We start from the raw sequence: 25,163 nt of genomic DNA, 5'->3' as shown, positions 1-25,163 counted from the left end.
GCATGACGGACGAGCTGTTCTGGAACCGGGCCGCGAACCACCTCATCCGCTACGGCGGCGGCTTCACCCCACGCGTCATCGAGTCGGCGGCCGGGTCGTACGTGTACGACGCGCAGGGCCGGGCGATCCTCGACTTCACCTCCGGCCAGATGAGCGCCGTGCTCGGCCACTCCCACCCGGACGTGGTCGCGGCGATCACCCGGGCCGCGGGCACCCTGACCCACCTGTACTCGGGCATGCTCAGCCGCCCGGTGGTGGACCTGGCCGTCGCGATGGAGAAGTCCCTGCCCGACCCGCTGAGCAGGACGCTGCTCCTGACCACCGGCGCGGAGTCGAACGAGGCCGCGATCAAGATGGCCAAGCTCTACACCGGAAACTACGAGATCGTGGCCTTCGACCGCTCCTGGCACGGCATGACCTCGGGCGCCGCGGCCACCACCTTCTCCGCCGGACGGCGCGGCTACGGCCCACCCGTCCCGGGCGTTCTCACTCTGCCCACCCCGAACGCCTACCGCTCACCCTTCGGTGACGACTGGCAGACGGAACTCGACTACGGCTTCGGCATCGTCGACCAGCAGAGCAGCGGCAGCCTGGCCGCCTGCATCGTCGAGCCGATCCTGTCGTCCGGCGGCATCATCGAGCTCCCGCCGGGTTACCTGGCCCGCCTCAAGCAGCACTGCGAACAGCGCGGCATGCTGCTGATTCTCGACGAGGCCCAGACCGGGCTCGGGCGCACGGGAACGATGTACGCGTTCGAGAGGGACGGAGTCGTCCCGGACGTCCTCACGCTCTCCAAGACTCTGGGCGCCGGACTGCCCGTGGCCGTGGTGGTGACGTCGGCCGAGATCGAAGAGGTCTGTCACGAGAGGGGTTTCCTCTTCTTCACCACGCACGTGTCCGACCCGCTGGCCGCCACGGTGGCCCTGACCGTGATGGACGTGATCGAGCGGGACGGCCTGGTCGACCGGGCCCGGAGCCTGGGGAAGGAGCTCCGGGACCGGCTCGACGACCTGAGGAACCGTTACGAGGTGGTGGGTGACGTGCGGGGGAGAGGCTTGCTGCAGGGGCTCGAGCTGGTCACCGACAAGGCCTCGAAAACCCCTGCGGACCAGCTCGGTCAGGCTGTCACCCAGGCCTGTCTGGAACGCGGCCTGCACATGAACATCGTGCAGCTGCCCGGCATGGGTGGCATCTTCCGGATCGCCCCGCCGCTGACCGTCAGCCGTGACGACCTGCACCGGGGCGTGGACATCCTCGAAGAGGCCCTGAAAACCGCCTAGGACTCCCACTCCATCATCGCCTGGCGGTTCGCGATCTGCCGGGCGAAGACCAGCTGCCGCAGGGTGTCCTGGTGGGCGTGACCGTCCTCGAACTTGATGATGGTCGCGCCCCGCCCCTCGGCCGAGCGCAGCACGATGCCGTCGATCGTCAGGGTGCCGACCTCGGGCAGGGTGACCTCGGCCTTGATGTCCGAGCCCTCCTGGATCATGATTCCGTTGACGTTGCAGGCGATCCCGCCCTCGCTGATGTCGATCGTGTTGCCCGCCGCGAGGGGGTTGTCGTCCGCGTCGTAGATGGTCAGCGGCACCGCGATCATCTCGCGCACGTACCGGCGGCGCTGCGTCAGCGCCGGTTCCGAGAGCACCTCGACCTTCCAGCCCAGACCGCCGCTGCTCTTCGCGGTGTAGTTGATCACCCGCGCCGCGATCTGCACCTCCCGCGGCCCGTTGCGCCACCGCATGGTCACCGGGTCACCGGGATGCGGCAGGATCTGCGCGTCCTCGGAGGTGAGCTCCAGCTTCACGCCGATCTGTGCGCCCGGGCCGGGCTCGGGTCCGCGCACCTCGGCCGGCACGTCGTGATAGACGACGGCGTCGGGGTCGGGGCCCTCGAGCATCCAGATCACGGTGGCGGTGTTGCCGACCTCGGGCAGGTCGTAGCGCTGCCGCGCCTTCGCCCCGGCCGCCGCGGAGTCGCTCTCCTTGCTGCCGCCGGTCTGTGCGGGCACCGCCGCACTGCTTGACTTACGCGACCACGGAACGAGTTTCATCAGCCGAACCTTTCAGTCGACGCGGCTCCCCCGGGCACCGCCCCTCTCGGGAAGGCGGTGGCCACGCCTGGGATCGACGACCAGTGAACTAACGCCGGAATGCCATTCGGCTCGGAACCTAGCAGCAGAGAGTGACGAACCGAGCACTATTCGGAGTGACACGAGTTCGTGTCGCAAAACGTTTACCTGAGGGGACGCGTCAGTCCCGTCCGTTCAGCCGGGCCCCTGCGGTGGTGGTCGGGGCGAGGAACCGGGTCGTGGGCAGGGAGCCGTCCTCGCGCCGCCGGCCCTCGGTGGTCTTCTTGTCGGTCAGGCCGATGATGGACGCGTCGGCCCCCCAGGCGTTCCCCGTCGCGTTCGCGCCGGGAGACACGTCGGCGTCGTCCTGGTTGCGCACCGCCAGGTTGCGCACCAGGACGGCGGGGGAGGTGGGCAGCCAGAAACCCGTCACCCCGTTGCGGTAGGCCGTGTTACGGGTGAGACGGATGCGACCGGTGTTGCCTTCCTGGTTGAAGCCGACCCCGCTGTTGTCCCAGGCCGCGTTGTCGGTGAGCACGTGCGCACTGTTCACCGTCGTGTTGCCGCCGCCCAGCGTGAAACCGTTGGCGTTGCCGAACGACCAGCTGTTCCGCACCGTGACGGCATCGGTGAAACCACCCAGGTCGATGCCCTCCACGGTGTTGCGGTAGGCCCGCACCCCGCGCACCTGGTTGCCCTCACCACTGCCGAACATCACCCCGAGCCCGTCGTGATTGCCGTACAGGTCCACGTTCTCGACCAGGTTCCGGGCCGTGCCCTCACCCCGCAGCATCAGCCCCGACGACCCGCTGCCGTGACTGCTCAGCCGCCGGAAGACGTTGTCGTGGCACGACTCGCACACGTACGCGTGGGCCGGCGCGTCGCGGATCTCCAGACCCTGCACCGTCCAGAAGTCACCGCCCTGCACGATGCCCCACGCGCCGCCCGGCAGGCCGGACAGGTCGATCACCGGCGTCTCGTCGCGGTATCCGGACAGGGTGATGCGCCGGTCCGACGTGCCGCTCACCTCGATGTCCGTGGTCTGAGTGGGCCGGTACACGCCCTCGCGCAGCGCGATCGTCTGCCCCGGCGTCACCACCGACACGGCCCTCGCCAGCGTCGCGAACGGCTCGGTGCGAGAACCGGTTCCGCTGTCGTCGCCGCCCGGGGCCACGTACAGGTCGGCGCTCGCCACCCCGATGTAGGACGTCGCGGTCGGTTTCGGGGTCGGGCTCGCCCCGGGCGTCGGGTCGGGGGCGTCGACGGTGGACGACGTGGCCGGCACCAGGGTCGGTGTCACCGTGGGCTTCTCGGAGGGACCCGTCCACAGCGGGTAGGTGATTCCGCCCAGGGTGACGGCGGTGGCGCTCGCGATCACGGCGGACTTGCCCGCGAGCGAGCCGAGGAACGAGACGTTCGTGGCGTGCACGCTCACGGCCCCGGCCTTGGCGAACGTGGCCAGCCCGGCCAGGAGCGCCGCGGGCACCGCGACCAGGCCGACCCCCTGCAGCAGGGTCTCGGGGGAGACCAGGTCGCGCGAGAACCGGCGGCACCAGGTGCAGTCGCGGGTGTGGCGGGTCAGCCGCTTGCGCCAGCGTGAGTCCACGTGCCGGTCCCAGCCCCGCGTCAGTTCCGCCAGCTCGGGGCACAACGGCCGCGCGTTCAGGGCCCGCAGCACCGCCCGGCTGCCGTCGAGCTTGGCGCGCATCCGCTGCAGCTTGACCGCGGCGTGCTGGGGCGTGGCGTCGATGCTGCCGGCCAGCTCGGCCCGGGTCAGCCGGCCCGAGGCCTCCTGCCACCACAACGAGAAGAGCTGGCGGTCGGCCTCTTCCAGCCAGCGGGCGGCCTCGGCCAGTTCGCGGCGCTGACCGTCGAGGGCCAGCTCGGTGCAGGTGCGCTCGGCGAAGTCGGCGCTCGGATCGGGGATGCGGTCGTGCTCGGCGTCGAGCCGCTTGAACATGCCCTTGTACTTGCGGCGGTAGTGGTCCTGCATGCGGTGGTAGGCGATCGTCACCGCCCACGACCGGAAGCGCCCCGGTTCCCGCAGGTCGGGCAGGCCGCGGATGATGCCGACCATGGTGTCCTGCACCAGGTCGTCCACATCGCCGTCGCCGTTCAGGGCCCGGCCCACCACGTTGTAGATCAGCGGGAGGTGCGCGGCGACCAGGGCGTCGAGCGCCGCGCGGTCACCGGCCTGCGCCTGGAGCACCAGATCGGTGGTGACCGTGCCGCCGTCCATCAGTACGTGCCCTTCGCCCGGCCCGCCGCGGGCCGCTGATCCTGGCACAGGCCCGACAAAGGCGGCAACCGGCCGTTCTCGCCCGGGGCGACCACCGCGTCCTCAGGCACCGAGAAGTTCTCCGCTTTTCGGTTATGCGCCCCCACCTCGCACGACTACCCCGGTGCCGGCCCACCCGGGACGGTCACATCGTGAGAGGACATCCCTGTCATGCCCGCAACGCTGCGTCAACCCTGGCTGCGCCAACGCCGCGCCGCCCTGACCGGTGGGCTCGTGGTGGCCGCGGTCGGCGCGCTCATCGGCAGCCAGGTGCTGCCCTCGAGCGCCGCGAACCCGGTGGCCGGTACGACCTACGAACTCAAGAACGTCAAGAGCTCGATGTGCCTCGACGTGCCCGGCGCCTCCAGAACGGCCGGCGCCCAGCTGCAGCAGTGGGGGTGCACCGACAGCAGCTCCTGGCAGCAGTTCACGCTCCTCGACCGGGGTTCGGGCCAGTACTGGCTGCAGAACGCCAACTCCGGCCAGTGCGTGGACGTGCCCGGCGGCACCGGGACCGCCGGTACCCGGCTGCAGCAGTGGGGGTGTGCCTCGGGACAGGCCAACCAGCTGTGGACGCTGAGGACCAGCGGCAGCGGCTACCAGCTCGCGAACGTCGCGTCCGGGCTGTGCGTCAGCGTCAAGGACGGCTCGACCGCCTCGGGCGCGGCCGTGGTGCAGGACACCTGCACCACGAACAACCGCATGCAGTGGGCCCTTCTCGCGTCGGGTGGCCCGACCCCGGCCCCCACGACGACCACGTCGGCGCCCAGCACCGGCAAGGCCACGGTGGCCGGTGACGGGACCGGCACCTACAAGACCGTGCAGGCCGCGATCGACGCCGTGGGCACCGGCAACAAGAGCCGGGTCACCATCACGATCAAGCCGGGGACCTACCGTGAGATCGTCACCGTGCCCAAGGACAAGCCGTTCGTCACGCTGACCGGCACGGGCTCGTCGGCCAAGGACGTCGTCATCGTCAACAACCACTCGGCGGGCGAGTACGGCACCAGCGGCAGCGCCACGGCGTTCGTCTACGGCGCCGACTTCGCGGCCTCGAACCTGACGTTCAGCAACGACTTCGACGAGACCAGCACCGCCGACGGGCACCAGGCCGTCGCGCTCAAGGTCGACGCCGACCGCGCGGTGTTCAACGGTGTGCGGGTGCTCGGCGACCAGGACACGCTGCTCGTCAACTCGGGCCGCACCTACTTCAAGGGCGGCTACGTTGAGGGCACCGTCGACTTCATCTTCGGCAGCGGTACCGCGGTGTTCGACTCCACGAGCATCTACGAGAAGCGTTCCACCGGTGGGCCGCTGACGGCCGCGAAGACGGACGCCGGTTCGAAGTATGGGTTCTTGCTTTACAGGACGACCATCACCGGGGCGACGAACAACACGACGCAGTTCGGGCGTCCGTGGGGTCCGGACGGGCAGGTCGTGGTGCGCGAGTCGACGCTCTCCGCGACGATCAGAACGGCTCAGCCGTGGACCGACATGTCCGGGAACACCTGGCAGAAGGCGCGGTTCTTCGAGTACCGGAACACCGGGGCGGGTGCGACGGCGAACAGCAACCGGCCGCAGCTCTCGGACTCGCAGGCGGCCGAGTACACCCCGGCCCGCTACCTGGCGGGGTCGGACCAGTGGAACCCGATCACGGCGAGCGCCACCACTTCGGCTGCGGCGACGTCAGCGTCCAGGAGCTGGTCGAACACGGCTGACGGCTTCGCCTCGACCGACGGCGGCACCACCGGTGGCGCCGCGGGCACGACCGTGACCGTGAAGACGTACGACGACCTGGTGAAGTACGCGACCTCGTCCTCGCCCTACGTGGTGAGGATCGCGGCGTCGATCACGGTGCCCACGCTGGGCCACGAGATCCCGGTGACGTCGAACAAGACCCTGGTGGGCGTGGGCACTTCGGGGAAGATCCTGAACGGCGGGATCATCCTCAGGTCCGGGGTCAGGAACGTGATCATCCGGAACCTGACCATCGGTGAGACCGCCGTGGCCTCGGACGACCCGGACGACAAGGACTTCGACTACGACGGCATCCAGATGGACACGGCCAACCACGTCTGGATCGACCACAACACGTTCACGAAGATCAACGACGGCTACATCGACAGCCGTAAGGACACGACCAACCTGACCGTGTCGTGGAACCGGATGGGTGACCACAACAAGACGTTCGGCATCGGCTGGACCGAGAACGTCACGTCGAAGATCACGATCCACCACAACTGGATCTACAACTCCAACCAGCGCAACCCCAGCGTCGACAACGTGGCGCGGGCGCACCTCTACAACAACTACCTGCAGAACGTGACCTCCTACGGCAACAACGCCCGGGGCGCGACCGCGATGGTGGTGGAGAACAGCTACTTCGAGAAGGTGAAGGACCCGTACTTCGCCGGGGACGCGACCGCGTCGGTGAGCCAGAGCGGCAGCGTGTGCGTCAGCTGCACGGGCAAGAAGCAGACGACCGGCACCACGTTCAAGCCGTCGGACTACTACGCCTACACGCTCGACCCGGCGGCGGACGTCCCGGCGCTGGTGAAGACCTACACCGGGCCGCAGGCGAACATCGGTAACTGACGTTCGTGCCTGGTCACGGTCCCGCGCTTCCGTGACCAGGCACGTTCGGGTCTCGTCGCTGCCCGGTGGTGACGGATGGTGGACGTCAGTAGCCCGTGTGGGTGTTGTTGCCCACTCCCAGCTGCGAGACGGCTGTGAATGATCGTCGGTGCCCGACAATTCACCCCATGAGTTTCGACGTGGGGGGACCGTCGGGAGCTGTGGCCCAGCTCAGACGGCTGCTGACCGATCAGGGCCGCTGTCCCGGATGTGCGGCGGTGCTGCCCGGCGAGCGCTGCGCGGCGTGCGGGATCGACCTGTCCGGACCGGTGGGGGCGCACCTGCTGCAGTTGAGCCGGGTGGCCGACGAGGTGCTCGGGCGGCGGGAGATGGTGCTGGAGGAGCTGCGCGGGTGGGCGCGGCAGGCTGCTTCCGCACCCCAGACGCAGCCGCAGGTCCGGCCCGGGTCTTCGTCTCGGTCCCAGCCCGGGCCTTCGTCTCAGCCTCAGTCTCGGCCCGGGCCTCGGGTTCGGCCAGGGCCCGGTTTCCTGCCCGGATCCGGTCCGGTGCCCGGAAAGCCCCTCTACGAGCCGGTCTTCACCCCGGCGCCGCCCCGGCCCCGTCCGGCCTGGCTGAGCGTCAACACGGTGCTGGTCGGTGTCGGTGCCCTGTTGCTGGCCGTGGCCGCGATCGGGTTCCTGATCTTCTCCTGGGCGAGCATCCCGCTGGCCGGGCGTGCGGCCGTGATCGGCACCGCGACCCTGGCCGCCCTGGGCATCTCGGCCTGGCTGCGCCCGCGGCTGCCCGAGACCGCCGAGGCGGTGGGCGCTCTCGGTGTGGTGCTGGTGCTCGGTGACGCGTGGGCGATCCGCAGCACCGGGCTGTTCGGCGCCGGCGAGCCCCGGCCCTGGACCTACGGGGGCTGGGCCCTGCTGCTGAGCGGGGCGCTGATCGGCGCCTGGGCCTGGAAGTGGCGGATGCGGGCCGGTTCCCACGCGGCGGTGGTGCTGCTGCCGGTGGGTGCCTCCGTGCTGACCTCGTCACTGCTCACCCTCACCGTCGACGCCCCGATGGCCCCCGGCCTGCTGGTCGGCGCGCTGGTCACCCTGGCCCGGCGACGGCTGCCCCCGGCGTGGCGCAGCGAACGCACGACCGCCCAGGTAATCGCGGCGGTGGCGCTGGTGCTCTCGCTCCAGGCCGTGGTGCTGGCGAACCTGCACGAGGTCGTGCTCACGCTGCTCGCGATCGCGCTGGTCACCGCCGCCCAGACCGGGGCCGACGCCTCGGCCCCGGTCGGCCTGCGCCGGACCTGGTCGACGGCCGCGGGATTCGTCGCCGTGCTCACCGCCGTGTTCGCCGCGCTCGACCTGGCCCGCGCGCTCGGCTTCTACGACGCCTGGGCCATTCTGCCCGTCACCCTGCTGCCCGCCCTGCTGCTCACCGGGCTGTCCCGCCTGCCCCAGGCCCCGGACGCCGCCCTGCGCCGGATCGCTCTCGGCGCGGGCGTTCTCACCGGTTCGGTACTGACCCTCCTGCCGTCGGTGGCCGTCGCGGCCGTCGCGGTGTTCGGACCGTACGGCCAGTCGTCCCGCAGCGTCAGCGCCGTCATCGACCACGACATCGACCTGACCAGCCGGCTCGACACCAGCATCTGGGGTGTCGCGCTCGGGTCCTTCGCGATCGTCGCGGCGGCCACCGGCATCGCCGCCCGGGGGCCGCTCTTCCCCGGGTTCGTGCGGCGCCGGCTGCGGTCGCTGTCGTTCGTGCTCACCGCGGTCGCGCTGCTCCTGATCACCCTGATCCCGCCGGTGCCGCTCATCGGCAACGTCGCCCTGCTGATCGCCCTGGCCACCGCGTCCGCCGTTCTGGTCGTGCGCGACGCGGAACCGCCCGCGCCGGTGCTGTGGACCCTCAGCGTGTTCAGCGGTCTGCACGCGGTGTTCCTGTCGTGGACCACCCGCGAACTCCCGGTGCCGATCACGCTTCTCGCGATCGGCGCCGTGCTCCTGGCCCGGCGCCGGCTGACGCTCCGGCCGCTCGCCCGCGCCGCGCTCGCGGTGGTCGCGACCGGCGCCCTGCCGCTGGTGCTGGTCACGTTCCTCGACCAGATCGGCTCCGACGAGGAACCCGCCCTGGTCTGGACCGCCCTCGTCGGCGGCCTGCTCTCGGCCGGGCTGCTCACCGTGCCCCGGCTCCCGGTGCCGCCCCGGGCGCGGTGGGACACGTCCGACCGCATCCCCGCCGCCGTCCCGGGCCTGATCGCGCTCGCCGTCGGGCTCGGCACCAGCGGGCAGTCCGGCTACGAGCCCGGATGGCACCTCACCCTGCTGCTGGCCCTGACCCTCGCCACCGTGATCGCGGGCGCCGTGCGGCTCTTCCCGGCCGCGGCCGCCGCCTTCCCGATCGTGCCGCCGTTGTTCGCCGTGACCACCACGCCGCTGCTCGGGCTCCTCGCCTGGTCGCTCGACGGGCTCGACCCGCTCGATCCCGGCCTGGTCTGGGCGTTCTCGACGGCCGTGGGGGCGGCCGTCGTCACCGTGCTGGTACTGACCGGGCGCCTCGACCGGGACCGGCGGATCGGTGCCGAAGCCGGGCTGGCCGTCACCGGGCTGGTGGCGCTCGCCGCGACCGGGGATGTCGGCCGGCTCTGGCTCACCCTGCTCGTGGTCGGTGTCTCGGCGACCGCGATCGCGCTGACCCCCGACCGCACCCGCGTCGGCTGGCTCGCCGGGGCGCTGCTCATGCTCTCCAGCTGGACCCGCCTGTGGGACGCGGACGTTCGCCTGGTCGAGGCTTACACCCTGCCACCCGCGCTGGTGCTGCTCGGCATCCAGTTCTGGGCCCGGCGCCGCCGGGCGCGTGAGGTCGGGCCCGAGCCGGTGCTGCTCACGCCGTTCGTGCTCGGGGTGCTGCCGAGCGTGCTGGCGTCCGGGGGAGGGACGCTGGTCCGGCCGGTCGTGCTGATGGTGCTGGCCGGGGTGGTCGTTCTCGTCGCCACCCGGTTCGGGTCCTCGCCCTTCGTCCGCCCGGCGTTGCTGGGGGCGGCCGTGACCGGGGTCGCGACGGCGCTGCTGCGGGCCGGTGCGAACCTCGACGAGACCCCGCTGTCGCTCACCGATCTCGAGGTCTGGACGGTTCCCGCCGCGGTCCTGCTGCTGGTGCAGGGCCGCGACCGGTTCGCCGCGGTGGGCGAGAACGGAACCCCGCGCTCCTGGGTGGCTTTCGCGCCCGGCCTGGTGCTGCTGCTCGGTCCCGGGCTCCTCTTCGGGGTGGCCGACGGCGGCAGCCAGGTCGCGCGTCCGTCGCTGGTGATCCTGCTCGCCGCCGGGGTGACCGCCGCGGGTGCCCACTGGCGCCTGCAGGCGCCGCTGCTGCTGGGTTCGGCGGCCCTGGTGATCCAGGCGGTGGTGCTGTTGTCGCCGTGGATGCGGACGGTCGGTGCGACCGTGCCGCTGTGGGCGTGGGCCGCGATCGTGGGCCTGGCGCTGCTCGTTCTGGGGGGCGGGTACGAGAAGCGGCTGAACCAGCTGCGTTCCGTGCGGGCACGGGTGGCGGCGTTGCGTTAGGCCTGCCGGCGCTCGGATGCTCAGGCCGGAAAGGTCGTGGGGGAGAAGGGCTCCAGCGCTGCCGTGATCACCTCGGCGGCGCGGGCCACGTCGTCGGTGACCCGGTCGCGGATCTCCAGCGGCCCGGCGCCCGCACCCAGACAACGGGTCAGGCCGGCCGAGTGCACGCGCCACAGGCCGGTCAGGGAGACGGCGGCGATCTGCACGCGGGGATCGTCGGGGCTCGTCCCGGCCCGCCCGGCCAGGAGCTGCGCGGTGAGCACGGTCAGCTGCTCGGCCCGCTCGAGCTGGTGGGCCCGCAGGCCGGCGGTGCTCAGGCTGAGCTCCTGGAAGCGGTGCACCTCGGCGACCGCCTCGCGCGGGTCCGGGTGCGACTCCATCCAGCCGGTGAGGGCGTTCAGGTGCTCGGACAGGGTGTTCTGAGTGGCCCGCACCGGCGGTACGGCCGGATCGGCGAGTGCGGCGCCCAGGGCGGTCCAGGTGCTCTCGAACCGCTGCAGCAGAAGGGCTTCCTTGCTGGGGAAGTAGTTGAACACCGTCTTCTCGGAAACCCCGCAGGCGGCGGCGATGTCGGAGACCCGCACGGCGTCGAAACCGCGATCGAGGAAGAGGCGGGTGGCGGCGGACGCCAGCTGGGCGCGCATCTGGCGCTTCTTGCGCTCACGCAGACCGAGCCCGGCGTCGTCGCTCTGCCGCGGCAGCCAGGTCAGGGCCTCGTCGCTCACGTGAGGAGTGTAGAACCGGCGGGTAGGTAGTGGCTGGCGGGCGGGGCGGCACGGAGTCCGATCCGGTCGGAGCATCCCTGCTCCCCTTGCCGGGTGAGGAAAGTGCGGTCCGGGCGCACTTCTGCTCACCCGGCGAGGAGCTGAGGAGCGGCGGGGCAAAACCGAGAAGCCAGATCAGAAAAGGCTTCTGATCTGGCTTCGTGTGGTGGGCGATACTGGGATTGAACCAGTGACCTCTTCCGTGTCAAGGAAGCGCTCTCCCACTGAGCTAATCGCCCTCGTGCACATCTTGAAGTGCTGGAGGTGGAGACGGGATTTGAACCCGTGTACACGGATTTGCAGTCCGTTGCCTCGCCTCTCGGCCACTCCACCGTGAGAGACTGGGTGGGTCTCCGAGCGGACAACGAGACTCGAACTCGCGACCCTCACCTTGGCAAGGTGATGCTCTACCAACTGAGCTATGTCCGCATGCTTCTTCACTTCGCGTTCGGGCCGGGGCCGTTCCGCTCCGTTCGGTGCCCCATAAACTTAGCAGACTTCTGAGGCCGTTCGGCACACGCGTGGGGTGCCGCCGGGTGTGATGCGAAACGCCGTGACCAGCGACGACAACGCGCCGACGGTGGCGATCACCCGAGCGGCAAAGATCGTGCCCGGTCGGCGGTCTCGCCGGGTGAGGTCGTGTGGAGCCGTGCTGACTGCCGTGCTGACTGCCGTGCTGACTGCCGTGCTGACTGCCGTGCTGACTGCCGTGCTGACTCTCGCGGGCTCAACGACGAAGGCCGCCACCGGGCGAACCCGACGACGGCCTTCGATCTGAGCGGACAACGAGACTCGAACTCGCGACCCTCACCTTGGCAAGGTGATGCTCTACCAACTGAGCTATGTCCGCACGCTCCGGATGTTCACGACCCGGTCTTCCGACCGTTCCGCTCCCTTCGGCGCGGAACAAACTTATCCCATCCCGAGGGGTGCTCCGTACACGTGCGGGCTTCCGGCGACGTGACGGCAGAGGTGCGTGGTGCCGTCTACCTCTGGAGGTCGGCCAGGATCCGGTTGATCGCGTCGCGGTCGCCGGTGCCGGTGATGTGGGCGGCCCAGCTGCCGCCGACGATGCCCGCCTGTCCCTGTCCCTGTCCGCTGTTTCCGCTGACGCCCGTGAGCCACGCGTTGGCCTCGCCCTGGGTGTCCCAGATCCGGAAGTCGACGCGGACGCCGTCCGCCAGGGTGCAGCTGCCGCTGTGGTCGGCGTCGAGGCCGGCGGTGGGCCGGTAGGTGTCGGAGCAGCCGGCCCGGGCGGCCAGGGCCGGGGCGGACGCCTCGCGGGTCTCGTCACCACTCACCAGCGGGCTGACGATCCAGGCCGTGAGAGCGGCCAGGACCAGGGCGGCGATGAACAGCAACCGGCCACGCTGCGACGGCGTGGCGACGGACGGGGCGGCGGGGGAGAGGACGGCCATGTCTGGAGGTTCGGAGGCTGCCCGACGGGGCTGAATCGGCCGACAGGGGATGATCCCCGGCGGATCCGGGACGAGAGGTGCGGCGCCGGGCTCCGGACCTGCCCGATCGGGCCGGGTCACTCAGGCCGCAAAAGCAGAAAACCAGGTCCAGGACCTGGTTTTCGGTGGTGGGCGATACTGGGATTGAACCAGTGACCTCTTCCGTGTCAAGGAAGCGCTCTCCCACTGAGCTAATCGCCCTCGTGCACCTGTTGAAGTGCTGGAGGTGGAGACGGGATTTGAACCCGTGTACACGGATTTGCAGTCCGTTGCCTCGCCTCTCGGCCACTCCACCGTGAGAGACTGGGTGGGTCTCCGAGCGGACAACGAGACTCGAACTCGCGACCCTCACCTTGGCAAGGTGATGCTCTACCAACTGAGCTATGTCCGCATGCCACCGATCTTCGCGCGCCTGCCTTTCGGCCGACCCGCTCGTTCGGTGCCTGAGTAACGTAGCCGACCGGCGGCCCAGAAGTCCAACTCATTCGTCCGCACCGTGAACAGCCCGGCACGGGCTCCTGGCAACGGGTGAACTTCTGACTCCGCGGAAACCGACGACCACCCCGGCACGCGGGTGAGCGCCAAGGTGGTCGTGTCGGAACGTACGTCTTGAGCTGGGGGTTTGTGGATCCCCGGCGACCCGCCCGCCGGCGACCGGACCTCGTCTGCGGGGACGGGTGCCGAATCACCGGCCGGGACTGCGGATCAGGCCGACGTGGATCAACGTTCAAGGGGGTGGGACCCGATGAAACCAGGTGGAGCGGGAGGTGCTGATGGTGCGGGGCGGTGCGTCCGGAGCAACCGGGCCGCTCAGGGGTGCGGCCGGAAGTGATTCCGGGGCTGGGTCAGGTCAGCAGCCGTGCGACGGCAGCGTCCAGATCCAGGTAGAGGCTCTCCTCGCCGTCCGGCACAACGGCTGCCGTGCGGTCGAGGAACGTGCGGACGTCGTCCGCACTGGCCTCCAGAACGGCCTGCCCGTCGGGGGACGTCAGGCTGATCATGACCAGTTCACGACCCGTGCCCCAGGAGGGCCAGACGTGAACGTCACCGTCGCCGATCGGCGTGGTGAGTCCGGTGCGGAGCAGATCGCGGGCGAAGACCCATTCGACCTCCATGCCGTCACCGGAGAAGACTGCCCGGACCGCGTACGGGTCGGACGCGCCGTACCGCAGGCTGACCGGCAGAGGAACGGCATCGGCGTCTGCGACCACAAGACGCAGCTGAACGGACGCCTCAACGTCTACTTGCGGCTGCATCGATCTCCCTCATCTTCGCCCCGGGATTCGCGGAACTCATCGTTACGCGTCACCGTTTCGGGGGGCACACAGGTGGCTTACGACGGCATCTTTCCCTGCCGGACCCCAACTGAAACCCGCCAACCGAGTGGTGATCTCAATAAGTGTTCGTCGATCTTGATACCACAGGGTGCTTTGGTCACCCTCCGCAGTCAAAGCTTCGTTCTACGTCAGGGGAACCGGACTCGTGAAGCATCCTGGTGACAGACCGCTGAAGTCGACCGCGAAAGCCGTCGAAGTCGGACATGACCAGCAAGAAGATGACGATGTAGAGCTCGACCCCCGGGTTTGGGTGCACCGTTTCCGCGCCTGGCGGGAGTCTGTCCGGCGTCGTCCCTCGACTAACCGAATGTATCGACTTGCCGTCGGGCTGATCGGCGGCGCGATTGTTGTCGGCGGACTGATCCTGGTGCCCCTGCCCGGGCCGGGCTGGGTGATCGTCTTCGTCGGATTGGCCGTTCTCGCGACCGAATTCACCTGGGCTGCCCGATTGGAGCAATTCGCCCGGAAACAGGTATCCGCATGGACGAAGTGGCTCATGGACCAGCCGCTCTATATTCGCGGATTGGTCGGATTGGGGACCTTCGCGCTCGTCGTCGGCTTCTTCTGGATCGCATTCCTGATCATCGGTCTGCCCGGCTGGGTGCCCGAGAACTGGCTGCCGTCGTGGACGGGTCTGTCGGGCGGCTGAGTGCCGTTGACGGACGACGCCCGCCCGCCGGGGTCCCGATCTCACCTCCGGAGGCAGGAGGGCGCCGGAGGGCGACCGGCCGGCGGCACGCGAGGGCCGATTGGGAGAATCGGGGGGACGTTCGCTAGAGTTCTACTCGTTCGGTTCGCCGCTACGGCAAACGGAACGAGAGCGGGCGATTAGCTCAGTGGTAGAGCACTGCCTTCACACGGCAGGGGTCACTGGTTCGAACCCAGTATCGCCCACCCAGGAAACCCCAGGTCAGAGCTTTGATCTGGGGTTCGTTGCTTTGCTGAGGGCTCCTGACTAGGGCAACTGAGGGCTCTCCGGTCCTGCGGGGGTGAGCCCCCGGCATAACCACCACACCGAGCCTCGCTCACCGCGCCCGCGAGGACATTCTCCGCGATGATCGGGCCGTCGTAGCCGCCTGGACCCTGGCTGCGGCAGTCGGCTCGCCCCGCGTCCTGGCACGGCTGATCACGGTGACAGACGCTGAAACGGCCCCGGGCAGCGTTCGAGATCGGCTCACTTCGTCCTTTCCGGTCGAACGGGGCCTCGTTCGAGGTGTGAGGATCGCCGAGCTTCAGTCCATGACGAACTGACCGATCACGGTGGTGCCGTCCGAGGTGTAGACCGGGATGACCCGTCGTTTGCCTCTGTTCTCCTCTTGCTGTGTCTGCGCCTCGGCGGGCGAGGTGGGGAGCGGGAGATTCAGGTCTGTGAAGTAGGCGTACCCGCTCTTGCCGTTCGTGGCCATGACCGCGACGAGTTCTGGGTCTTCGTGGCCGTCGGACGAGGCGCCATAGGTGTCGCCGGCGGCGTTCGTTGCGTAGGGGGTCCGTCGGCGGTTCGAATAGTCGGCTGTCAGCCGCCATCGCGCGCCCTGGATGGTTTCGACGCTCAAGGTGCGTGTTCCGCTGGTGATCGCGATCGCCTGGCGCTCGGTCGAGATCGGGCGCTGGAGTTGTTCTCTGTCGCAAATGAGGGCAGAGCCATCCTGGAATGTGTAGGTGGCGGCGTCCAGGCAGGTGAAGGTGAGCTCGATGTGGGTGGCGTCCGCCGGGGGCCGGCCCAGGTCGATCGTGGTCGGCCCGCTGCCCTCGATCTGTTCGCCGGCTCTCAGCACGCGCACCTGGTCGGTCCCGGGCTGGGGCCTGGGGTTCGTGGCCACGGCTGCGGCCGCACTCCCGGCCATGGCTACCCCGGCCAGTGCGCCTGCGATGCGCCAGCTTTTGCGCCGGCGTCGCGCGGTCGAGGTGTGCACGCGCGCGATGAGCTGCTCGCGCAGTGCCTGGGTGAACGTCGGATCCATGAACGCGGTCATGACGAAACCCCTTTTCTCGCAAGCGGATCGTCCGAGGCCAGTTCCAGGCCCGGGCCCAGGCCCAGGGCCGGCAGGGCGTATGGATGAGCGGCCAGGCGTTCACGCCAGCACCGATCCCTCGACCACCCTGACGGCGTCGCGTCGCCGCCACAGCTCGAGAAACACTGTCGCCACGACATCCTCGGCGGCGCTGCGGTCACTCGTCAGGCTCAGGGGCCGCCGGTAGATCCCCGGGTGGTGCCGATCGAACAATGCGCCGAAGGCGCCACCGGCTCGGCTCCGGGCCCACGGCTCCTGCTCGGATTCAGTCCCCACGATCCAGATACTCAGGTCGCGCGACTGCTTGAAGTTTCTGCTCTCGGGAAGTGTGAGCACGCCAGGCCGCTCTGCCCCGGGTTACCTCAGCCCCATCGAATACGAACGCCGCACCGACTCCATCAGTCCAGTAGCCGGGCCTCATCCAGAGGTCGGCTCCGGGAACCCGGGGCGCATCAAGCGGTAAGTCTGAGGAGAGACACTTCTTGGCACGGCTCACGTCATGGAACTATGCCGAGCTTTTATACAGAGAAGGGCCCGGTTCACGGAGATCGTGAACCGGGCCCTCGCGACGTTGATTGCTCTACCTACCAGCATTCAACCGTGGAATAAGTGACTCGCTTCCAACGCCATCCGCTCCATTTCCAGTACGAATGCTTGACAGACTCGCATGAGACGGAGCCGGAACAGTACGTGTGGCTTCCCCCAGTAGTTGTGGACGTCGTGGTGTAGCAAACCCTGTGAGCGCTGGCTGGCTGAGCCGTGACCAAGCCGACACCCATGAGAGCTGCGCTCAGCACGAGTGAGACGAGCGTACGTTTCACAGTGCTCCCCCCTGTCTGATCGGTTCTCGCTTCATCGGTCTCCTAAGTCTACGTCTCAAAACCGTATCTAAGCCAAGCCTAAGTTTTAGAATTCCTGTTCAGCATTAGTTGGCATAGACACTGAATTCTAGTAAGTCGACAGTGAGGCTACTTCCACGCACGTCGACAAACTGAGCCCCTTCAAATCCCACGTCGCCCGGACCTAGGAGACCTCCGTGAGGATTGTACGTGAGAGCCAGGCGACCATTGACTGCGAGAGAAAGTAGAATTGGCTCGTTTCCAGGGGCATCCTGACACCGGGCATCGAGTCGAACTGGCCCGCTCATATCCAAGCCAGAGACCCGCATCCAGCCAGTGCTGATACCCCCAGGTTCCCTGATCATGACTGATCCTGTGTGACTTAGCAGGAATTCGTATTGAGAGTAGGGAACACTTCCGTCGCCGCGGCATGTGAGTCCCCAGTAGCCGTGGCCCCTGCGGAAGCGTGCTGTTCCACTGACCGATTCGCTTGTGCTTGAACTGTTGACCGGGGCGCCGATTGCTGCAATACGATCAGGAACTTTGACCTCTAGCGAGTAGGCGCCGTTGCTGTAAGAGATACTGTAGTTCTTCGTCTCTTTTTCTGGCCAGCCGGCGGTGGAGGTCAGGAACTGGGTTCCATAAATGAGGTTTCCGCTGCGAAGATTGACGGGCGCAAGATCGCCGAAGGCAATTTCTTTACGATATGCGGCGGTCGGACTGCTCGAATTGTCGGCGGGTCGGATAGAGGCCTCGATGAGAGAGGCCACCGAGCCTCCTGCACTAATTAGCAGAACCATAGAAAGTGCTGCGAGGGTCACGGCGAGAATTCTTCGCCGTAGTATATGAGCCCTCGATCGAGGCAGTGTGGCGATATGGGAGGGATGTCGAATTCCCAGTAAATCCCAAACTCGGTTATTTGAAGGGGGAATCGTGGTATCGGTATTTCCCTTCGCGAGACCGAGAGGAGTGATTGAGATGGAGGAAACCCCTTGGCGGAGCGAGTGGTCCGTGATGACGCCGATCAAGTGTCTTTCGCTGAAAACTGGCGCCCCTGACATTCCTTCCCATTCGGATCTTCCAGCATCTGGTCGAAATTCGCGAGGAGTGTTGGTTGTATTGAGTATCAGTTTTCCGCTTGCAAGGCCCGATAGCAGTGGGACCGAGCCGGTGATGTGGGCCGTGTCCCGCACGGTTCTGAGGTCTGCGTCTCGGGCGAACTCCATGAACCTCGGATACCCGATAGCCTCGCACAGTAAAAAGCCTGCCCGCGCTTTCGTATCTACCTCTCGGGCCACCTGCGCCACTGGAATCGACGAAAAGAGTCCGGGCTTTCGAGTCCAATCTCCTGTCAAAATGACCAAATCGGAACTTGGCAAATCCGACATGATGGAGGCGGGATAGGTGACCTTGTCGCGGCCTGCGACAGATATGTGTTCGGCTCCTTCGATCACATGAAGGGCGGACAGTATCTTGCCCGATGAGAGCAGGAATCCGGAGCCGTACTTGTATCTTGGCCTCGCAGTCGCCCCGAAGTCACCGGTGACTTGAAAAATGTGCTCAGATAAACGTGATCGCCGCCATCGGGCTCTGAGGTTACCCCTTTTCTTCATCACTTGAACTGTTCACTCTGACAATACGTCCGTCCTCTGCTAGAGGGGATCCAAGTTTAATCTTGACACTGTGCATGAGCTCAGTGTGCCTTTTGAGTTCGCCGCCGAGCTCGGCATTGACAAAAGGAATGCTGAAACCCGTCTTGCCACCTGCATCCCTAGTCAGAATGGCTTTGAACTCGATTTCGATCTCACTGACAGGAAATGACAGTCCTTGCTGTAGGGCGTTTGCTTCGGACGTGGCAATCTCGGTGCGTAGGATATCCAGCAACTTAGACAGTTCGATGCCGTTGTCCAAGATTCCCCCTGAGGTGATTCGCAAATCTAGGATTGGCACTCTACATCGTATGCAATCGAGCACAAGTGGGTTTGCTGAACTGACAGGCGTTGTCTAACGTTGTCTATTGAAATGTATGTCGCTGTGAGAGCAGAAAGCTCCAGTCAGCCCGACTATTGGCGTCTTGCGATGACGCCCCTAGGGATCCCAAGTTTGCTACGGGCGTCCATGTGGGCGGCACGGGCAGACTCCTGGGAGCCGCTGAGATCCAAGCTGATCGCGAGTGCCCCGAGCATTTCGTCGACCCGAGCGCGGACGTTGTCGACGAACCGCGCGGCCTGGGCGTCGAAGGTCTCGGTGAGGCGTGGGGCGATGTCCTTGGCGGCATTCGCCCGTACTTCCGCTTTCGGAGCGCCAGGTTCGGATGAATGTGAGTTCGCTTGCGTTGCAACGGGAGTTGCGGCGTGGATGTGGGCGTTGGTGTTGGGCAGGGGCAGGCGTCCGCTGATCCAGTCGGCGTCGGCAGCCGGCTCGTCGATGGTCAATGACTTGGTGACGGTCAGAGCCGTCGAGTCTGTTGCCGAGGCCCTGCCTTGGCTGTGCGATGTGAACTGAAGGTCTCGCTCTGGTACCCGACCGATGCGTCCTCCATCCCGAAGGCGCCCCACACGACCGCCCGCAGTCTGAACTGCTGCTCGCCGGAACGGGAATCACCGGGGTGGAGGGGGACGTCCTGAGCCGCACCCGCACGCATTCGGCGAAGGACGCGGCACCGGCGGAGCACTCGCGATCACGGCCCCTGGTGGTGCTGTCGCCCGGATTCACCTGGGGGGCAAGCTCTCTCACGGCGCTCGCGGAGGATCTGGCCAGTCACGGGTACGTGGTGGCCGGCATCGACCACACCTATGAGACGTTCGCGACGACCTTCCCGGACGGGCGGGGCACCACCTGCGACGCGTGTCGGCTGCAGACCGACGACTTCGGCGGCCAGGCCGAGCACAGCCGCGCCCTCGACGTCGCGTTCGTGCTCGACTCGCTGACCGGCCGTCACCCGGTCTGGCGGGGGAGCCGGCTGATCGACCCGGACCGCATCGGCATGGCCGGCAGCCCGCTCGGCGGTGCCAGTGCGACCGAGACGATGCTGAACGACGCCCGGGTCAGGGCCGGGGCGAACCTCGACGGGTTGCTGTTCGCCCCGCTCCCGGAAAGGGGCCTGCACAAGCCGTTCCTGCTGATGGGGCAGGAGTCGATCCATAGCCCGGGCGGCACCGCCGAGCCGAGCTGGGACGAGAGCTGGCCCCGCCTGACCGGGTGGCGCCGGTGGCTGGTGGTGCGGGCGTCGGTACACGCCTCGTTCACCGACTACGACCTGCTCGCCCGGCAGATCGGCGCCGACCTGGGCAGCGGCTTGGCCGGCGACCGTTCGGTGCAGATCACGCGGACCTACGTACGGGCGTTCTTCGACCAGCACCTGCGCGGCGTGCCGCAGCCACTGCTGCGCGGGCCGTCACCCGCTCAGCCCGAGGTGGCCTTCTGTGCGCCGTCGAGGGAACCGGCCTGCGCCTGAACCGTGACCCAGCCCCGGGGTGAGGATCCCAGGTGCTGGGTGAAGACGCGGGAGAACGACGAGGCGTTCGCGTACCCGAGCTGCGCGGCCACCGTGGCGACCGGAACCCCCGCCAGCAGCCGCTGCTGGGCCACGGTGAGCCGCCAGTGGGTGAGGTATTCGCCGGGCGCCTGGCCGAGCAGCTTCCGGAACCGGTCGGCGAACGCGCTGCGCGACATCCGCGCCTCGCGGGCCATCGTGTCGAGATTCCAGTCCCGCTCGGGCGACTCGTGCATCCCCAGCAGCACCGGGGCCAGCCGGGGATCGGACAGGCCGGTGAAAAGGCCCGGCGGCAGGCCGAGTTCGCCGGCGTGGTCGAGCAGCCAGCGCAGCAGCTGGATCAGGACCACCTCGAACAGCCGGTCGGCCACCAGCCGGTGACCGCACCGCACCTGGTCGATCTCACCGAAGAGCAGCTGCAGCGCCGGGTCGAGGCCGGACACGTCGGCCAGCGGCAGCACGATCACCGGCGGCAGCGCCCGCACGATCGGGTGGGTCTCACCGCCGTCGAAATCCAGGGCCGCACAGGCGAAGTCCGAGTCCTCGGTGGGGGCGTTGTGGAACGCGTGCTCGAGCGGACGCGGGTAGAACAGCAGGGTGGGACGGTCGACCGGCAGGTGCACCAGGCGGCCGCCCGGCTCCTGGTGCGTCACCGTCATCTCGCCGCGCCGCAGCACGTGCAGGAAACCCCGGCCCGGCCGGGCGGCGAACGTGGTGACGCCGCACAGGGGCCCGGTGTGGAACACGCTCGTGCTGACCCGGAACGACCGGAGCAGCGGGGAGATGCGGTCGAGAGAGGTCACCTCGCGATTCTAGGACGATCAGTCAAGAAGTGTGGATGTTCCGCTACGTATCGTCCGGCCGGTGGGGGGAATCTTGAGGCACCAACCGCTTCACCCCGACAGATCCGAGGAGCTCCCCATGTCCAACGTCCCGCTCGTCGACCGCGACTGCGCCACCGGCCCGGTCAAGGAGCAGCTCGACGCGATCAACGCGGCCTTCGGTGCCGTGCCGGCCATGTTCCGGGCCGTCGCGAACTCACCCGCCGCCCTGAACAGCATGTGGGGCTCGTTCGGCGCCCTCGCCGGCGGCACGCTCGGCCCGGCCCTGGGCGAGCAGATCGCCGTCGCGGTGGCCGACCGCAACGCCTGCGAGTACTGCCTGGCCGCCCACACCGCCCTGGGGCGCAAGGCCGGCCTGACCCGGGAGGCGCTCGCCGCCGCCCAGGACGGCGAGGCCGACGACCCGCGCACCGCGGCCCTGCTCGCGTTCGCCCTGAAGCTGGTGAACGAGCGGGGCCAGGTCGGCCCGGCCGACGTGGAGGCCCTGCGCGAGCACGGCTGGGGCGACGAGCAGATCGTCGAGACCATCGCCCAGGTCGCGCTGAACCTGTTCACGAACTACGTGAACATTGCCCTGGACGTGCCGATCGACTTCCCGACGGTGTCCCGGCGCCGCGCGGGCTGACCGCCGGATCGCGACCGGCACCCGGCGGCACGGGGCCGGGGCCGGTCGCGCGAGCGGTCCGTCGCCACCCGGGAGGCGACACGCGGCACCCCCGGTGCCCGGCGCGTCCGCACGTTTGGAAAAATCGCGTCGTGACGACAACCACGGCGGGCGCCGCCAGGAAGATCGTGCGGGCACCCCGCCGCACCGCGGCGGTCTACGGGATCCTGGCCGTGATCGGGGTGACCGGCATCGTGCTGCTCTCGCTCGACGGGGCGTGGTTCGCGGTCGTGGCCGCCGCCGTGCTCACGCTGTTCTGGGTGGTCGTGACCGTGCGGGCGCTGGGCAACGGCGTCTACACCGACGGCTACCAGCTGATCAACCGCAACGACCTGGGCCGTCGCCGCGTCCCCTGGGTGCACGTCGCCCGGTTCGAGTACCGCGGTGTGCGGGGCCTCGGGCTGTGGGACGGCGAGGGCGAGTGGACGACCCTGCAGTATCTGCCCAGCGGCGTCACCGCCGAACGGGCCCTGGCCGCGCTCGACGAGGAGCTGCGGCGCAGCCGCGCCTGATTCAGGCGCCCGCCCGCGGGCGGGGACGTACGGGGAGCGGCCGGGAACCTCCGGCGCCGCCCGAGAGTTTCCCGATCAGGACCGTGACGATCCAGGCCACGTGCGCGGCGAAGAACGCCGACAGCACGAACCGCAGCGGCGCGCCCACGAAGAGCCCGGCCGTGACCAGGCCGGCGATGGTGATCTCGCCCAGGGCGAGCGAGTTGAGTGCCTGGCAGTCGTGCTGGCGCCGTGTCTCGAGCATGCGCAGGACCCTAGAGGTCCGCGGCGGTCACAACTGTCATCTAAAGGATGAGTAGGGGATAAGACTTTCGTCGCATCCGGTTACGTGTCCGCCTCGTCACAGCGGGCGCCGGCTGCGCGGGAGGGTGGCGGCCGCCGGAGGTTCCGGGAACCGCAGCAGCAGAACCCAGATCGTGGTGGCGCCGGCCACCTGGGCCAGGGCCAGCCCGGCCGCCGCGCCGACCGCCCCGTCGAGCCGGGCCCCGAGCAGACCCAGCGCCAGGATCAGCGGCGCCTGGGTGAGCGTGACCCGCAGTTGCAGGCCAGGTCGTTGCAGCGCGCGCAGCGCCAGCGCCGGGCCGAGCGACATCGACACCGCCACCATCGCCAGACACGACAGCGGGAGCAGGGTGCGGGCGGCGTCCCAGCTGTCGCCGAGAATCTCCTCGCCCCAGTGGTTCGGGATGGCCAGCAGGAAGCCCGACCAGGTCGCCGAGACCGCGGTGACGGCGCCGCTGACCAGCAGGGCGGTACGGCGCAGGTCCTGACCGCGTCCGGCCTGACGGGACAGCACGGGCAGCAGGAACGCCTGCGACCCGGAGTAGACCAGTTGCAGCGGGCCGAGAATGACCTGGGCGGCCCGCAGCGCGCCGACCGCCACCAGGCCGATGAACGCGCCGATCAGGTAGGTGGTCAGGTTCACGGCGCCCATGTTGATCACGTAGTCCAGGCCCATCCGGACGTTCAGGTGCCGGTTGTCGCGGAACCAGGCCAGTGCGCCGCCCGGCGCGGGCAGCAGAGCGCCCTGCGCACAGGCGACGCCCGCGGCCATCAGGGCGGCGCCGCCCCAGGCCAGCGTGATCAGGAAGATCGAGTGCCGGCCGGTCACGATCAGCGCGCCCACGGCCGAGAACTGCACCACCGCCCAGACCAGGTCGTTGACGAAGGCCGCGGCCGGGCGGTCGGCGGCGAAGAACACGAAACGCCAGCTGTCCTGCAGCAGCAGCCCGGGCAGCGACAGGCCGAGAGCGAGCAGGGCCGTGCGGGTCTCGTGGTGGGGGAGCAGCAGCCCGGCGAACAGGCACACCGACCCGGCCAGCACGCCGATCGCCAGCGCCCCTCCGGTGGAGCGGCGCACGGCGGGCCGTCGTTCCGCCTCGGCCGCCCCGCTGAACTGGATCACGAACACGTCGCTGACCACGGCCCGCGAGATGCCGATGACGAAGCTGAACGTGACCAGTGCCAGGCTGAACGCGCCGAAGCTGGCCTGCCCGACCTCGCGCGCGACCACGATCGACAGCGCGGCGTTGGTCAGGCTGGAGAGGGCCTGGTCGCCGAAGCTCCACAGGGCCCGGCGGCCCAGCGAGAGTCCCGGCCGGGCGGGCTTTTCGGGCCTCAATGGGGGACGCGCCGGGGCACCCGGGGTGCGGCCCGTGGGTCGGTCGGTGGGTCCGGGCTGATGAGGGACGGCCGCGGCCGGGGACGTCGGCAGCAGCGGTTCCGGGCCCAGCGTCTCCGACATGCGTGCATCCCCCGGCTCCCCGTCGTGCCCCGTCGTTCCCGCCGCCGCGTGGTGAAGGCTCGGCCGTTCGGACGCCGGGATGGAGCCGGCCGGGGCCGGGCCACTCCAACGGGCGCACGTCTCCTGAGGGCTGCCGGGCCGGGCTGCTGGTGCGGCCGGGCTGCCGGATCAGTGGTGCTGCTGGATCAGTGGTGCTGCTGGATCAGTGGTGCTGCTGGATCAGCCGGGGCGATCGATCACCAGGGGAGTTCGCCGGCCTCGTCGAAGAAGCCGCCGTGCGGGCCGCCGTCCGGGACGGTCGCCAGCTTCACGGCGATCGCGGCGCCCTGGGCCGGGGTGCGCCCGCCGTCGAATCCGGTGAAGTCGGTCGCGACGTAGCCGGGGCAGACCAGGTTCACGAGGACGCCGGTGCCCTCGAGTTCGCGGGCGTACTGCAGGGTGACGGCGTTGAGCATGGTCTTGGACGGTCCGTAGGCGCCGTCGAGAGGCCCGCTGCCGGGGGCCGAGGTCCGGTTGAGGGCCAGAGAGGCCATGCTGGTCGACACGTTCACGATGCGTGCGGACGATGACCGGCGCAGCAGCGGCAGCAGCGCGTTGGTGACCCGCACGACGCCGATCACGTTGGTCTCCACCGCGGCCCGGATCCGGTCGAGGTCCGTCGCGCTCGGGGTCTGCAGCCGTCCGGCGCTGATGCCCGCGTTGTTCACGAGGACGTCTAGGGCGCCCTGTTCCTCCAGCAGCGTGGCGGCGGCCGCGACGCTCTCGTCGTCGGTGACGTCGAGCGGCACCGCGAAGGCGTCCACCCCCTCGGCCCGCAGCTTCGAGACCGCGGCACCACCACGTCCACCATTGCGTGACCCGACCCCGACCCGGAAGCCGAGCCGGCCCAGCTGGGCCGCGATCTCGTACCCGATGCCCTTGTTCGCGCCTGTGACCAGGGCGGTTCGTGTTTCGCTCATGCCTGGACGCTAGGTGGGCGCGCCGGACGTGGTCCAAGACCGATCAGGTGC

General features: G+C 68.7%; 21 protein-coding genes and 8 tRNA genes. 8 read left to right on the top strand and 21 right to left on the bottom strand.

What is annotated here, in order from left to right; genetic code table 11:
• Positions 1–2 precede the first annotated feature (2 nt).
• Complete coding sequence (locus tag J2S57_RS00915) at positions 3–1,280, top strand: aspartate aminotransferase family protein (RefSeq protein ID WP_307236967.1); 1,278 nt, start codon at positions 3–5, stop codon at positions 1,278–1,280.
• On the opposite strand, the gene J2S57_RS00910 is transcribed toward J2S57_RS00915, so the two are convergent.
• Positions 1,277–2,050 carry a PilZ domain-containing protein gene (locus J2S57_RS00910; RefSeq protein ID WP_307236965.1) on the bottom strand — a complete coding sequence of 258 codons (774 nt, stop codon included), beginning with the start codon at positions 2,048–2,050 and terminating at the stop codon, positions 1,277–1,279. The two genes, J2S57_RS00915 and J2S57_RS00910, sit on opposite strands and share 4 nt — an antisense overlap.
• A 199-nt stretch (positions 2,051–2,249) precedes the next feature.
• Positions 2,250–4,307 carry a sigma-70 family RNA polymerase sigma factor gene (locus tag J2S57_RS00905; RefSeq protein WP_307236962.1) on the bottom strand — a complete coding sequence of 686 codons (2,058 nt, stop codon included), beginning with the start codon at positions 4,305–4,307 and terminating at the stop codon, positions 2,250–2,252.
• Between the two features lie 210 nt (positions 4,308–4,517).
• On the opposite strand from J2S57_RS00905, the gene J2S57_RS00900 reads away from it, so the two are divergent.
• Together J2S57_RS00900 and J2S57_RS00895 are read left to right on the top strand one after the other, a co-directional pair.
• Positions 4,518–6,941, top strand: coding sequence for a pectinesterase family protein (locus tag J2S57_RS00900; protein ID WP_307236959.1), 2,424 nt, complete (start codon positions 4,518–4,520; stop codon positions 6,939–6,941).
• Positions 6,942–7,108: 167 nt separating this feature from the next.
• A complete protein-coding gene (locus tag J2S57_RS00895; protein WP_307236956.1) occupies positions 7,109–10,486 on the top strand; it encodes an SCO7613 C-terminal domain-containing membrane protein in 3,378 nt (1,125 codons plus the stop codon).
• 20 nt (positions 10,487–10,506) lie between these two features.
• On the opposite strand, the gene J2S57_RS00890 is transcribed toward J2S57_RS00895, so the two are convergent.
• The 10 genes from J2S57_RS00890 to J2S57_RS00845 form a co-directional block, all read right to left on the bottom strand.
• Positions 10,507–11,211 carry a TetR/AcrR family transcriptional regulator gene (locus tag J2S57_RS00890; RefSeq protein WP_307236951.1) on the bottom strand — a complete coding sequence of 235 codons (705 nt, stop codon included), beginning with the start codon at positions 11,209–11,211 and terminating at the stop codon, positions 10,507–10,509.
• A 203-nt stretch (positions 11,212–11,414) separates the two neighbouring features.
• Positions 11,415–11,489 (bottom strand) — tRNA-Val (locus tag J2S57_RS00885).
• 20 nt (positions 11,490–11,509) lie between these two features.
• Positions 11,510–11,583 (bottom strand) — tRNA-Cys (locus tag J2S57_RS00880).
• Positions 11,584–11,606: 23 nt separating this feature from the next.
• Positions 11,607–11,679 (bottom strand) — tRNA-Gly (locus J2S57_RS00875).
• Between the two features lie 348 nt (positions 11,680–12,027).
• Positions 12,028–12,100 (bottom strand) — tRNA-Gly (locus J2S57_RS00870).
• A gap of 136 nt (positions 12,101–12,236) precedes the next feature.
• The gene (locus tag J2S57_RS00865; protein WP_307236949.1) at positions 12,237–12,668 is read right to left on the bottom strand and encodes a hypothetical protein; all 432 of its coding nucleotides are present in this window, start codon (positions 12,666–12,668) and stop codon (positions 12,237–12,239) included.
• Positions 12,669–12,833: 165 nt separating this feature from the next.
• Positions 12,834–12,908 (bottom strand) — tRNA-Val (locus J2S57_RS00860).
• Positions 12,909–12,928: 20 nt separating this feature from the next.
• Positions 12,929–13,002, bottom strand: a tRNA-Cys gene (locus J2S57_RS00855).
• 23 nt (positions 13,003–13,025) lie between these two features.
• Positions 13,026–13,098: transfer RNA gene (locus J2S57_RS00850), tRNA-Gly, on the bottom strand.
• A gap of 454 nt (positions 13,099–13,552) precedes the next feature.
• Complete coding sequence (locus J2S57_RS00845; RefSeq protein WP_214155378.1) at positions 13,553–13,963, bottom strand: SsgA family sporulation/cell division regulator; 411 nt, start codon at positions 13,961–13,963, stop codon at positions 13,553–13,555.
• 226 nt (positions 13,964–14,189) lie between these two features.
• On the opposite strand from J2S57_RS00845, the gene J2S57_RS00840 reads away from it, so the two are divergent.
• Positions 14,190–14,693, top strand: a complete 504-nt coding sequence (locus J2S57_RS00840; RefSeq protein WP_307236943.1) for a TIGR02611 family protein — start codon at positions 14,190–14,192, stop codon at positions 14,691–14,693.
• Between the two features lie 173 nt (positions 14,694–14,866).
• Positions 14,867–14,938: transfer RNA gene (locus J2S57_RS00835), tRNA-Val, on the top strand.
• 338 nt (positions 14,939–15,276) lie between these two features.
• Here J2S57_RS00835 and J2S57_RS00830 read toward each other — a convergent pair.
• From J2S57_RS00830 to J2S57_RS00810, 5 genes are all read right to left on the bottom strand, one after another.
• Positions 15,277–16,017: a hypothetical protein gene (locus tag J2S57_RS00830; protein WP_307236940.1), complete on the bottom strand. Its 741-nt coding sequence runs from the start codon at positions 16,015–16,017 to the stop codon at positions 15,277–15,279.
• A 99-nt stretch (positions 16,018–16,116) separates the two neighbouring features.
• The gene (locus tag J2S57_RS00825) at positions 16,117–16,392 is read right to left on the bottom strand and encodes an RNA polymerase sigma factor (protein ID WP_307236937.1); all 276 of its coding nucleotides are present in this window, start codon (positions 16,390–16,392) and stop codon (positions 16,117–16,119) included.
• Between the two features lie 589 nt (positions 16,393–16,981).
• Positions 16,982–18,508, bottom strand: coding sequence for a S1 family peptidase (locus tag J2S57_RS35535; protein WP_503129170.1), 1,527 nt, complete (start codon positions 18,506–18,508; stop codon positions 16,982–16,984).
• Positions 18,492–18,806: a trypco2 family protein gene (locus tag J2S57_RS00815; protein ID WP_307236932.1), complete on the bottom strand. Its 315-nt coding sequence runs from the start codon at positions 18,804–18,806 to the stop codon at positions 18,492–18,494. The genes J2S57_RS35535 and J2S57_RS00815 overlap by 17 nt, the downstream gene beginning before the upstream one ends.
• A 152-nt stretch (positions 18,807–18,958) precedes the next feature.
• Positions 18,959–19,330 (bottom strand): hypothetical protein, encoded by a 372-nt coding sequence (locus tag J2S57_RS00810; RefSeq protein ID WP_307236929.1) that lies wholly within the window; start codon positions 19,328–19,330, stop codon positions 18,959–18,961.
• 80 nt (positions 19,331–19,410) lie between these two features.
• Between J2S57_RS00810 and J2S57_RS00805 the strand changes: the two genes are divergently transcribed.
• A complete protein-coding gene (locus J2S57_RS00805; protein WP_442358343.1) occupies positions 19,411–20,352 on the top strand; it encodes an alpha/beta hydrolase family protein in 942 nt (313 codons plus the stop codon).
• Here J2S57_RS00805 and J2S57_RS00800 read toward each other — a convergent pair.
• Entirely contained in the window at positions 20,301–21,194 is an 894-nt protein-coding gene (locus J2S57_RS00800; RefSeq protein ID WP_307236924.1) for an AraC family transcriptional regulator, read from the bottom strand. The two genes, J2S57_RS00805 and J2S57_RS00800, sit on opposite strands and share 52 nt — an antisense overlap.
• 118 nt (positions 21,195–21,312) lie before the next feature.
• On the opposite strand from J2S57_RS00800, the gene J2S57_RS00795 reads away from it, so the two are divergent.
• Together J2S57_RS00795 and J2S57_RS00790 are read left to right on the top strand one after the other, a co-directional pair.
• Positions 21,313–21,858 (top strand): carboxymuconolactone decarboxylase family protein, encoded by a 546-nt coding sequence (locus J2S57_RS00795; RefSeq protein ID WP_307236921.1) that lies wholly within the window; start codon positions 21,313–21,315, stop codon positions 21,856–21,858.
• 131 nt (positions 21,859–21,989) lie between these two features.
• The gene (locus J2S57_RS00790; RefSeq protein ID WP_307236918.1) at positions 21,990–22,409 is read left to right on the top strand and encodes a hypothetical protein; all 420 of its coding nucleotides are present in this window, start codon (positions 21,990–21,992) and stop codon (positions 22,407–22,409) included.
• Between the two features lies 1 nt (position 22,410).
• Here the strand turns inward: J2S57_RS00790 and J2S57_RS00785 are convergent, their stop codons facing one another.
• From J2S57_RS00785 to J2S57_RS00775, 3 genes are all read right to left on the bottom strand, one after another.
• Positions 22,411–22,653, bottom strand: a complete 243-nt coding sequence (locus J2S57_RS00785) for a hypothetical protein (RefSeq protein ID WP_307236915.1) — start codon at positions 22,651–22,653, stop codon at positions 22,411–22,413.
• A gap of 96 nt (positions 22,654–22,749) precedes the next feature.
• The gene (locus J2S57_RS00780; protein ID WP_307236913.1) at positions 22,750–24,153 is read right to left on the bottom strand and encodes a hypothetical protein; all 1,404 of its coding nucleotides are present in this window, start codon (positions 24,151–24,153) and stop codon (positions 22,750–22,752) included.
• Positions 24,154–24,389: 236 nt separating this feature from the next.
• Entirely contained in the window at positions 24,390–25,112 is a 723-nt protein-coding gene (locus J2S57_RS00775; protein WP_307236910.1) for an SDR family oxidoreductase, read from the bottom strand.
• Positions 25,113–25,163 lie beyond the last annotated feature (51 nt).

The organism is Kineosporia succinea (assembly GCF_030811555.1).
GTDB lineage: Bacteria > Actinomycetota > Actinomycetes > Actinomycetales > Kineosporiaceae > Kineosporia > Kineosporia succinea.
This window is presented reverse-complemented; position numbering and strand designations above follow the sequence as displayed.

Excerpts from the sequence above, each read along its gene's own strand:
- J2S57_RS00915 (WP_307236967.1), top strand. The coding sequence starts at position 3 with ATGACGGACGAGCTGTTCTGGAACCGGGCCGCGAACCACCTCATCCGC.
- J2S57_RS00910 (WP_307236965.1), bottom strand. The coding sequence starts at position 2,050 with ATGAAACTCGTTCCGTGGTCGCGTAAGTCAAGCAGTGCGGCGGTGCCC.
- J2S57_RS00905 (WP_307236962.1), bottom strand. The coding sequence starts at position 4,307 with ATGGACGGCGGCACGGTCACCACCGATCTGGTGCTCCAGGCGCAGGCC.
- J2S57_RS00900 (WP_307236959.1), top strand. The coding sequence starts at position 4,518 with ATGCCCGCAACGCTGCGTCAACCCTGGCTGCGCCAACGCCGCGCCGCC.
- J2S57_RS00895 (WP_307236956.1), top strand. The coding sequence starts at position 7,109 with ATGAGTTTCGACGTGGGGGGACCGTCGGGAGCTGTGGCCCAGCTCAGA.
- J2S57_RS00865 (WP_307236949.1), bottom strand. The coding sequence starts at position 12,668 with ATGGCCGTCCTCTCCCCCGCCGCCCCGTCCGTCGCCACGCCGTCGCAG.
- J2S57_RS00845 (WP_214155378.1), bottom strand. The coding sequence starts at position 13,963 with ATGCAGCCGCAAGTAGACGTTGAGGCGTCCGTTCAGCTGCGTCTTGTG.
- J2S57_RS00830 (WP_307236940.1), bottom strand. The coding sequence starts at position 16,017 with ATGACCGCGTTCATGGATCCGACGTTCACCCAGGCACTGCGCGAGCAG.
- J2S57_RS35535 (WP_503129170.1), bottom strand. The coding sequence starts at position 18,508 with ATGAAGAAAAGGGGTAACCTCAGAGCCCGATGGCGGCGATCACGTTTA.
- J2S57_RS00795 (WP_307236921.1), top strand. The coding sequence starts at position 21,313 with ATGTCCAACGTCCCGCTCGTCGACCGCGACTGCGCCACCGGCCCGGTC.
- J2S57_RS00785 (WP_307236915.1), bottom strand. The coding sequence starts at position 22,653 with ATGCTCGAGACACGGCGCCAGCACGACTGCCAGGCACTCAACTCGCTC.
- J2S57_RS00780 (WP_307236913.1), bottom strand. The coding sequence starts at position 24,153 with ATGTCGGAGACGCTGGGCCCGGAACCGCTGCTGCCGACGTCCCCGGCC.
- J2S57_RS00775 (WP_307236910.1), bottom strand. The coding sequence starts at position 25,112 with ATGAGCGAAACACGAACCGCCCTGGTCACAGGCGCGAACAAGGGCATC.